Genomic DNA, 10,701 nt, shown 5'->3' with positions numbered 1-10,701 from the left:
TCTGCCCAGTTACATCAAGGCATATCTGTCGATTTCATGCTGCGAAAGTTGAGTTGATAAGAATAAAGCAGTAAATGTAATTAATATTCCTATTATGAACAGAAGAGATGTTTTTGATTTGAATTTCTATAACGTGAACCATAAGGAGTATTTAAGGATCGATGGACAATCCTATATCAGTGAAGATGCGATTCAACCCATTTATGAAGGGAACTCCTCATTTTGCACCATACCATCCAATGGTCAGGCTGTATGGTATAAAATTAATGAAAAATCAGCCAATCGAGTCATGACCGTTGAGGCTCCGGTACGTGGGGGATTTGCCGTTTATGACGCGAAGGGAAAGGTTGTGAACTTTTCGAAGGCAAGCAACAATCATTCGGTAGTACTGCCTGAAGGTGGGATGATCGTTTTTGGTGGTAATGAGGGGGATGTTTTTAAAATCAATTTGAAATGAATAAATCTATGGAATAATGCTTATTCTGAATGAAGTGGCAGTAAAGTTAGTCGTGAACCGCAAAGTCAGTCCCGGTGAAGTAAGCGTTCATCGGGACTTTTTTAGCTCATCCGAAAATTATTTCTGCACACCTCGACATGCTAGCATTACTACAACCATGTCGTTGTTGCTTATTTCATTGCGGCCCAGCTTATGTAGTCATGAATCGCAAAGCCGGCATAACTTGAATATCGAGACAGTTTTTTATGAGCTGCTTGCAGCTCTTTTTCCATGGCTTCTATACTTTTGAAATAAAACGATGCCCGATCACTCTCCAAACTTTTAGCGGTCTCCACGGCAACGATCACTTCTTTGTTAAGAGTCGATGCTTCTCTCATCATCGCATTTGCATTTTCCACAATCCCATTCTTGCCTAATGCAAAATTGCGATAATCCATAATCACAAGACAATCGAACTTCTCCAATAACCATGCGCTGAAGCTGTATTCAGTGCCCGGAACCTTTACGGTATTCAGCCAATAAGGAACATCTAACGTAATTTTCATGTCGCTCCCTTTGGTTTCCTTCTCAATCAACCTTAAATTGTCCATCCAGCTTTCAAGAACCGCCTTATTGTCTGTCTTCCATTCGGCTAAAAGATAAGGTTCGATATCAAAGTGCAGACCCGCAAAGCTCTCTTCCGCTCCAACGGACGCATTGTAGCTTTTAACCCATGCCATAAATTTTTTAATTTCATCCTGCTTCGTTTTGTAGGCCCATTCGGGACGCCCCGCAAGCGCCTCTACTATAATTTGTTTTTCTGTTGCGATTCGAATAAAGCTTGCATAAATCTCTGGAGCAATATCTCTATCAATCTGAAGATAAATGGACGCGACACCGTTATCGCTGGCAAAGTTTACTATTTTTTCTTGATCCCTTTCGATGAGTTTGCTATCCCACATCCACGTTCCTTTTTGAACGTTCTTTACAGAAGTTGTTATGTGGACTTGATTACGCTCTGGCTGCCAATCTACATCAGCATGAAAGATTTCGCTGATGAAGCGAAGCGGAATCATCGTGCGGCCATTTTGGACCGTCGCTCCTCCACCGAAGGTTACCGTTTTTCCGTTCACCTGCGCATAATTGTCGCCAATCCCCAAAGTGACGGTGTCATTTTTATACGTAAAAGCGATTTGGTTTAATGCCCCGTTCCACTTTACTTTTGCGCCAAGCTTTTCGGATACGAATTTGGCAGGAACCATCGTCCGGTTGGATGTCTTATCGACATACGGGGGTTCATCCGGGAAAGCAACGTCATGCCCATCCACTGTTACTTGGATTGGGGAAGCACTCACATTGGGGAGACAGATTCCTAAACTTAAAGTTATAGCTAACATGCAAAAAAGCAATTTTCTCATACAGCTCATATGACACTACCTCAGCTTCTCCGATGGGTTCGGATTTTTCTCTGTACTATTGAACGAATGTCGCACAAAAGGATTATATAATATGCAACATTTGTAAGGAAATCCGACCTATGAACCAAGTTGTGCAATTATGTAAAGCAGGATGTCCGTACTGTAGTCATCTTTCCCTACCTAGGCATCTGCCCAGTCATTTAGTTATTCACCTACGTATTATGACACAAGAAAAACGAAGATGTTGAAATCGTAAGAATGAAGGAGCGATCTCAATGGCATTTATACCTCTGCAAGGACCTCAAGGGTCAATCATACCAACACTGCCTCCTCCCCCTGCCTTCGTCCCTGCAAAACCTGCTGTATCTTATATAGTTGACTGCTTATATCAATATACTTATGTATGGCTATGGAATGGGGATAGCTTTTGGTTTTACCCAACGCGGGTTGAGTATGGCGCAGTGTCGGGGTATCGATGGAATGGATTATTTTGGATATACTACGACATTGATCCAAGGTTTATTAATGCGGTGTCGTGTCCGCCAATTCCTACCCCATACTAAGACACACCTCCTTGCTTGTTCCTTGAGGCCGAACTGCTGAACAGCATCTAGAATACGCAAAAATCCCCTTCGGGCCTACAGTGTGGAGTTCATCACAATATGAACTCCTTTTACACTATTTACCGTATGGGGGAGGTCGTCAGTTGTCATGAGAATGAAATACCGTCTGCTTCAAACCTGTGCACAGATATGATAAAGCCTTCCTTTGCCTTCTTATTCATAGTATCCTTCGGTTGATTTGCGGAGCTCCTTGAATTGATTCGCATCGTGTCCGAACCACACTTGGGATTTCGTTCGGGCGGCAAGAGTGCGGATCCTTTCGACCGTATTCCGGTACCCAATCGAATCATACATAATGCCCGGCGGCCTGACCGGTGGACCGTAGCTCTCCGCGGTATAGATGGTATCGGAAGCGAGGATGATCCCGCCCGTTTCCGGCATTTCGATATGCAGGCCCAGCATGCCCCAAGCATGGCCGCTTCCGAAGTTCAGAAGGGTAATGCCTTCGACCAGCTCCAACTGATCCGCTGTGCGCTTAATCGTTTTCCACTGCAAATGATTTTTGATCCAGGCATCGATGTCCGCCCATATGTAGGATCCTTGTTTTTCGTTGCGTGCATAAGATTGCAGCGCGCCGTTCAGCTCATCCTCGTGAACGATAATCGTCGCGTTCGTGAACAGTTCCAAGCATCCGGCATGATCCAGATGCAAATGGGAGGCCACGACATACTTGATGTCACGTGGCGAGACATTCAGCTGCTCCAGCCGGTTATGCAGATAACATTCCTCACTCGCTGCCCAAGGGAACGCGAGCTGCATCATTTCGGGCCATCGCCCTTCCTTGCCCATCCCGTTCGGATTGCAGGCCGTATCGAACAAAATCTTTCCTTCCGGATGATCGATCAATACGGTATAGACCGGAAACTCCACGAACTGCGTCGCCGCATTCGGATTCAGGATCGTAGCCGGATTATGCATGCCGATCAACCAGTTTTTGTCCATGCTCATGCGTCCGTTATCCATGACATACAGCTTAGGACGGGCTTTAAGCACATTCGTCATGTTCATTTCCTCCCATGTATAATGTACGACTCAGAGTACACTTTGATTCTATGATCAAAAATGGAGACTTATAAACTAAACTTGCATAAGCAGGAGTTATTTAGTTTACTGAGGCATGACAAAAAAGCATAATAACGTCCCACCACCTTCAGGACATCATTATGCTTGGGCTTTGACCGTTTAAGTTAAACATCCACAGCAAGCATTGGACGGTACTCCCGTTTAAGACTTTGGTCACCATTTCTTCTCTTATAGATCTGCATCTTTAATGAAAATAATCTTGACTCCAATAATTCGATTCTGTTCATTGGCGGCATAATACGCCGCATAGCCTCCATCCCCGAAGCCGGAATGCGAGACTGCGCCACCGTCCATGACACCGGCTTCCTCATCGCTTTCCGTAATGTCGCAGCAGGATAAATACCAGTCGCTGTCCGTATCGGACTCTGTCCCTTGAGGTTCGGAATCCGGAATTCGATACTCGCTGACGTCAAAGATCCCCGCTTGCCCGCTGTCCACCCCGACAATAAAATGACACTTCACCCATTCGAGTTCATCTGGCTTGTCGGCAACCGATATGTGATAAGCAATTAGCTTGGCGCAAGCTTCGCCCCAATCCCGAACCTCGGTTTTATGTACCTGAGCGGCCCACGTTCCGTTGCTTACATTGTCCAGCACACCCATAATAATCGTATTTTCATTTCGTTCGTAACAAGGATCGGATACAACCACTTTACCGGATGTAATTTCAAATTGGCCCAATGGAATAATCATAGCTATCTCCCTTCTTCTTAATAAACGACCATCTGAAAAAACCTCCGTCACTGGAGGTTAATTCTGCATCATCGCTTGCGCGCATAATCCAAGAAATGAAGTAATGTTCGTAGCGAGTCAAAAAACACGAAAGAGGAATTCCACGCCCTTCAGAGAGTACTTAAGATAGGAGGCTAAAAAATGATGATTTCAACAAGTAAATCTAAAATCCTTGTCGTTATGGGGAGTATACTCCTTATGCTTACTTTATCAATCTTCATATATAAAGGGAACTCCTCCTCCTCCACACTATCTGCAGAGCGATTACAGCAGCTCTGACAAGAGTACCCCGCTTATAATACAAAATTCAAATATTGTGAAATAAATCACTATAAATGGGGGCGATAGTATATTAAAATAAAGTGAACCTAAAAAAGCTTCCGAAGCAGACCAGAGGAGGTAACCGTGAACGATTTTAAGTTCGGAGAATAAAGGCGACGATACGATCACCGCATCTCATTTTCTCCGTTACTCTCTCCTTTTTCGTTGGGCTCTTTATGTTCATCTAAATAACATCATAGAAAAACGGGGTGGTTAACATGAAAAAGAAAGTAGCAGCAACGTTTATTCTCGTTCTCTCTTTCATGCTCGTGATCGCGGGATGCGGTAGCGGGAACCAGAATCAAAACCAGAGCCAGGGCAATGAAAAACCGGCGGAGTCCACAGAAACGGAAGCCGTTTCGGGAGCTTCTAAAACCAACTATACACCCATCGATCAATTAAAAGATAACTATGATATCATCATTGTCGGTGCAGGCGGTGCCGGAATGTCTGCTGCACTTGAGGCAAAAGAAAAAGGCATGAACCCGGTTATTTTCGAAAAAATGCCGATTGCCGGCGGCAATACGATGAAATCATCCTCCGGTATGAATGCTTCCCAGACCAAGTTCCAAAAAGAGCAAGGCATTGAGGACAGCAATGATCTATTTTACGAAGAGACTTTAAAAGGCGGTCATGATACTAATGACAAAGAGATGCTTCGTTTCTTCGTTGACAATTCCGCAAGTGCAATCGAATGGCTTGATTCGATCGGAATTCGTTTGAACAATATCACGATTACGGGTGGTATGAACGAAAAGCGCACACACCGTCCTGAAGACGGTTCAGCGGTAGGGCAATATCTTGTCAACGGCTTGGTGAAAAATGTTCAAGAGAAAGAAATTCCTCTTTTCGTAAATGCTAATGTGACGGAAATTACGGAGAAGGATGGCAAAGTAAACGGCGTTAAGGTCCTCTTCGACAATAAAGATGAGAAAACGATTGCAGCGGATGCTGTCGTTGTGACAACCGGCGGTTATGGCGCTAACATGGATATGATTGGCGAGGTTCGCTCCGATCTGAAAGGTCTTGTGACAACAAACCAAGTAGGCAGCACCGGTGACGGCATTAAGATGATTGAAAAGCTCGGCGGTGTAACAGTAGATATGGATCAAATCCAGGTTCACCCTACGGTACAGCAGGACAAATCCTATCTCATCGGGGAAGCGGTTCGCGGTGAAGGAGCGATCCTTGTTTCTAGTGAGGGCACACGTTTCACCAACGAGCTGGACACTCGTGACAATGTCACTGCTGCAATCAATAAGCTGCCTGAAAAATCAGCTTATCTTGTATTTGATTCCGGCGTAAAATCCCGCGCTAAAGCGATTCAGCAGTATGAAGAAATGGGCTTTGTCATTCAGGGCGATTCGATCGAGGCTTTAGCCAAAGAAATGGGTGTTCCGGCAGATCAGCTAACAGCGACGCTGGATACATGGAACAGCGCAATGAAGAATAAAAAGGATGCCGAGTTCGGCAGAACAACTGCGATGGACAACGACTTGTCCGGTGCGCCATACTATGCAATCAAAATCTCCCCTGGGATTCACTACACCATGGGTGGCGTGAAAATCAATACGAACACAGAAGTATTGAATAAAGACGGTCAACCTATTCCTGGCTTGTATGCAGCAGGCGAGCTTACAGGCGGCTTGCACGGTCAAAACCGTATCGGCGGCAACTCCGTTGCAGAGATCATCATCTTCGGCCGCCAAGCCGGCGTACAATCGGCTGAATTCGTAAAAGCACAATAAGATAACAGCTTCCTCTTTTCATTAGCCAACAACAAACGCTTGGGCTCATCATAGTCCAAGCGTTTGTTTTATTTGCCCAGCTGTTGCTTTTTATGATGTCGGTGCTGGCGGTTCCAGAAAAAAAGGCGACCGTTCCCCGGTTGAATGGAGGGAAGCGATCGCCGCTTGATTTACTGCTTTTTAGCTGTCTACATGACGGGGGTATGACATCTCAGTCGATCATTTGATCTACACGAGCATCCCGGCAATAGCCGCGCTCAATAGGTTAGCCAATGTTGCGGCAATGACCGCACGGAAGCCCATCTCGGCAAGATCTTGTCTTCTTGAAGGAGCAATCCCGCCCAAGCCTCCAATGAGGAGTGCAATGGCCGCCAGATTGGCAAAGCCGCAGAGCGCGAAGCTGATGATGACAACACTTTTTGGAGACAGATTTACAATCTCAGGCGCAAACGAAGTGTACGCTACAAATTCGTTCAAGACGAACTTTTGACCGATGAAGGAACCCGCCTGCAGCGCTTCACTCCATGGAACACCGATCAGGAAGGCAATCGGCGCGAACAGGTAGCCGAGAATTTGCTCCAGCGTCAGCGCCTCAATTCCGAACACGCCGCCAACCCAGCCAATGATCATGTTCACTAAGAAAATGAGTGATATAAATGCCAGCAGCATGGCACCTACGCCGGCAGCGATCTTGAGCCCGTCCGAAGCTCCGCGAGCCGCGGCATCGATAACATTTCGGGACTCTGTATCCTTTACCATGCTAACCCGTTCCACTCGAAGATGATGATCGGTTTCAGGCATGATAATTTTAGCTAGCAACAAGCCGCCGGGAGCTCCCATGAATGCTGCTGCAAGTAAATATTCAATCGGAACACCAAGCATCGCGTATCCGCCCAGGACGGAACCAGAGACGCACGCCAGTCCGCCGACCATAATCGCGAACAGCTCCGACTTGGTCATTTTCTCAATATAAGGCTTAACAACAAGTGGCGCTTCTGTCGGACCTAGAAAAATATTCGCAGCTGCTGACATCGATTCCGTTTCGCTCGTTTTGAGCATCTTCGCCAGAAATCCGCCAATGATTTTCGTAGCCCACTGCATAATGCCGAGATAGTACAGAACCGCTATCAAGGAACAGAAAAAGATGATAATAGGCAATACCTGCAGCGCGAACGTAAAGCCTGCCTTTTCCGCACCCAGTATCCCGCCGAACAAGAACTGAATGCCCGCATTCGTGGAATCGATGATGCTCTGAACGGCCGTAGCCAAGTAGTTCAGCATCTTTTTGCCGAACTCCCACTTCAACACGATCAATGCAAAAATAAATTGAATCGCAAACGCGCCAATCACCGTTCTCGGATTAATCGCTTTGCGATTTTTCGAAAACGCAACTGCGATCATAAAAATGCCTAAGATTCCTAGAAGTCCCCAAATGTATTGCATATACCTATCCTTTCTTCATCGTGTCAATGACCAAGAATGTAAAGCGAAAGGGGCAAACGGCCGCTCGCCATATTAGTGCTTGTTCAAAAAGTACGGTTTTCAGCACCGAGAAGGTTGCTTGAACTCGAAGAAGGAGCAGCGCAGTGTAGACGAGACTAAATGAGCAGCGGACTTCGAGAGTGAATGCAAGATTCGATGCCGAGTTACTACCTGAATCACTTCGTGATCAAAAATGGACTTTTTGAACTACATCTATTACAAAAGCGGCTATTCGCAGTCATTAGTTAATGGACTTCAATACGTCCAACAGCATTTCTTTAAAAGCATCTCGATCAATCGCTTCACAGACGCGAACATTGCGCGTGCGTTCCAAACGATTGTTAATATCCACAAGGCTGTAGCCTCTTGTCAGCTCACCGACGGTTTCGACATCAACGTGATAGAGATTGGACTTCGTCATAATCTTCTCATCCGCCGCTACGGCTGCGAGCAGCGTATCCGGATGCGTCGTGCCGTTCAGTCGATGAACCGTTTTATTGAATCTCATGACGACCTTGTTGACATCTTTGAAGAATTTCGCGCCCTTCGTTCCCAGCGCTTCGATCTCTTCATGGTCGTTATCGTCCATGATGGAATATTGCGTGCACATTTCCCAACCAACCATCGTGATGGGAATACCCGAATGAAGCACGATTTTGGCCGCTTCCGGATCAACGTAGAAATTGTACTCCGCACTCGGCGTAATATTTCCTAGCGCATTGTTCGTGCCGCCCATAATATAGAGATGCGGGATTTTCGATACAATGGTCGGGTCCTTCTTGAGCGCCATCGCAATATTCGTTAACGGCGCAATCGCGATAAGATGGATTTCTCCTGGATTGTTGTGAACCGCATCGATAAGGAAGTCGACGGCATGACCTTTTTCGGGAGACTGAATCGCTTTTTCGAAAAATGAATCCCCCATCCCATCCTTGCCGTGCACATCCTCGACCGTACGATGCTCTTTTTGGCCAAGCCCCATGATTGGGCGCTCATGTCCTTTGTACACAGGGACTTGTCCGCCTTTTCCCGCTACTTGAACAGTGTAGAGCGCATTTTCAACCTGCTGATCGAACTGGACATTGCCGCCGGTAATCATAATGCCTTCTACTTGAAAATAGTGAAGCGCCGTTAAAATGGAAATCGTATCGTCTCCAGCCGTGTCGGTATCAATAATGACTCGCTTTTTCTCTGACATTACAAATCCCTCTCCGTTGCTTTTTTCGCCAATTCGGTAATGTAATCAAAGAATGCGTCGCGATTCACGTCATAGACGACATGTACCGGGCGTCCGTCAGCCGTTTCAACGGTTCGGCCTTGGCTTGCGCCTTCCGTAATCACCATGCTGTTAATCGTTTGCACCTTCACAAGATCGCTATTGCCAACGAACGCTGTCGTTAATACGTCCCACAGATAGTATGTCGAGTTCGTCGAGAAATGAACAAGAGGCGGCACCATCGCATAGCATTGGCCCAGGAAATCAACGCCGATATGCTTGCGTTCCGCGGCCCAGCGCTCACGAACATCGAGCGTAAGCGGTACTTGATTCGTGCTTTCCAGTGCCACCAGATCAATCTCGATCCCACTGGCCCATACGCGTGCAGCGGCTTCCGGATCCCAGAATACGTTCCATTCTGCCGTTCCGTCATGCTCAGGCTCATGCACATTGCCTGCTTCTCGGAAGGTACCGCCCATCCATACAAGGCGTTCTACCTTTTCTTCAATCGTCGGATCGATATCTAATGCGCGAGCAAGGTCGGTAAGCGGGCCCGTAAACAGCAAGGTCGTCTTGCCTTCCGTTGCGCGCAGCGTGTCTATAATATGAAGATGTGCCGGCTTGTCCGCTACAGGAGTCACCACTTTACCGGATTCGTTGAGAAGCGGCAGGGCATCAACATAGAACGCATGCATGCGCCAATCCTTCGGAAACGGATTTTTCCCGCGGGAATTCGACGCGGCTACATCCACACCGCCGTTACCGAAACGATCAATGATTTTACGGCTTGCAAACATAGCCGGTTCCAAGTAACAATCCGCCGGAATGACCGACACACCCGTCAACTCCACATTGTCCATATGCAATAACAAAAATAACGAAATTAAATCATCAACGCCGCCATCATGGTTAAAATAAATGTTCTTCTTCATCTTATCTCCATTCCCATCTCCATACATCAACACGTAATTTGCAGGAAATGTAAGTTTTGTATCAATGTATAAAACGTTGTAAAACCGAACAAAAATATTAAATCAACATTTATTATTCGGATTCCAATTAAAAATAATACTAAAATTTCTCTAAAAAATATATACTTAATGAAAAAATATTAGAATCCAAAAAGTGGGGGATGTGAGTGGTGGGCGAGCTAATTGATGCAAAATGTGCCGAATGGCTGATGTGCTCATCCTGCTCCGGTTTCCAAAAAAGCCCTCTCCATGAAGAGATGGCAATCCTGTATGAAAGCCACATCATGCCCATCCACTGTAACTTGGACTGGGGAAGCATAAACAGTGGGGATAGAGAGACCTCGACTTTCTATCTGCATATTTCATCTACTCTTAACCTCTTCCAATTAGAAGCCGAATATAAATGAGCGCGTTTTAATTTAAGTGAACACTTATTTTTTCTGTATTTTATTAAAATCAACTTTTATGGATTTTAAAATAAACCTCTTATCATTTCAGCCAGGATGCAATGGATACAAATCATTCAGTTAAAATACGAAGATATCCCCTCCGCTCAACATCAGAGATCATCATTACCAACAATCTCACTATGTTAACCACGAGGGGATACTTTTGAAGCGGCTACACTTAGTTGGACAGAAAAATAAGGGCTAGTAGAATGAACACATCAG

At 45.8% G+C, this 10,701-nt stretch carries 7 protein-coding genes and 1 pseudogene; 2 read left to right on the top strand and 6 right to left on the bottom strand.

What is annotated here, in order from left to right:
* Positions 1 to 52: 52 nt before the first annotated feature.
* Positions 53 to 457, top strand: a pseudogene (locus LQV63_RS26650) (serine hydrolase); the annotation flags it as partial.
* Positions 458 to 627: 170 nt separating this feature from the next.
* Here LQV63_RS26650 and LQV63_RS26645 read toward each other — a convergent pair.
* The 3 genes from LQV63_RS26645 to LQV63_RS26630 form a co-directional block, all read right to left on the bottom strand.
* Positions 628 to 1,854, bottom strand: coding sequence for a copper amine oxidase N-terminal domain-containing protein (locus LQV63_RS26645; RefSeq protein WP_233698951.1), 1,227 nt, complete (start codon positions 1,852 to 1,854; stop codon positions 628 to 630).
* Positions 1,855 to 2,630: 776 nt separating this feature from the next.
* The gene (ahlS, locus tag LQV63_RS26635; RefSeq protein WP_233698945.1) at positions 2,631 to 3,479 is read right to left on the bottom strand and encodes an AhlS family quorum-quenching N-acyl homoserine lactonase; all 849 of its coding nucleotides are present in this window, start codon (positions 3,477 to 3,479) and stop codon (positions 2,631 to 2,633) included.
* A gap of 249 nt (positions 3,480 to 3,728) precedes the next feature.
* Positions 3,729 to 4,253: a DUF4241 domain-containing protein gene (locus LQV63_RS26630; protein WP_019419981.1), complete on the bottom strand. Its 525-nt coding sequence runs from the start codon at positions 4,251 to 4,253 to the stop codon at positions 3,729 to 3,731.
* 578 nt (positions 4,254 to 4,831) lie between these two features.
* Here LQV63_RS26630 and LQV63_RS26625 point away from each other — a divergent pair.
* Positions 4,832 to 6,361, top strand: a complete 1,530-nt coding sequence (locus LQV63_RS26625; RefSeq protein WP_233698944.1) for a flavocytochrome c — start codon at positions 4,832 to 4,834, stop codon at positions 6,359 to 6,361.
* A 228-nt stretch (positions 6,362 to 6,589) separates the two neighbouring features.
* Here LQV63_RS26625 and LQV63_RS26620 read toward each other — a convergent pair whose 3' ends face one another.
* From LQV63_RS26620 to LQV63_RS26610, 3 genes are all read right to left on the bottom strand, one after another.
* The gene (locus LQV63_RS26620) at positions 6,590 to 7,804 is read right to left on the bottom strand and encodes a NupC/NupG family nucleoside CNT transporter (protein ID WP_019419978.1); all 1,215 of its coding nucleotides are present in this window, start codon (positions 7,802 to 7,804) and stop codon (positions 6,590 to 6,592) included.
* A 280-nt stretch (positions 7,805 to 8,084) separates the two neighbouring features.
* The gene (locus LQV63_RS26615; protein ID WP_233698943.1) at positions 8,085 to 9,041 is read right to left on the bottom strand and encodes a nucleoside hydrolase; all 957 of its coding nucleotides are present in this window, start codon (positions 9,039 to 9,041) and stop codon (positions 8,085 to 8,087) included.
* Positions 9,041 to 9,991 carry a nucleoside hydrolase gene (locus tag LQV63_RS26610; protein WP_233698942.1) on the bottom strand — a complete coding sequence of 317 codons (951 nt, stop codon included), beginning with the start codon at positions 9,989 to 9,991 and terminating at the stop codon, positions 9,041 to 9,043. The genes LQV63_RS26615 and LQV63_RS26610 overlap by 1 nt, the downstream gene beginning before the upstream one ends.
* Positions 9,992 to 10,701: the final 710 nt, after the last annotated feature.

Source organism: Paenibacillus profundus, assembly GCF_021369635.1.
Lineage (GTDB): Bacteria > Bacillota > Bacilli > Paenibacillales > Paenibacillaceae > Paenibacillus_B > Paenibacillus_B profundus.
The sequence above is the reverse complement of the archived record's forward strand: the minus strand, read 5'-3'. Positions and strand labels throughout refer to the sequence as shown.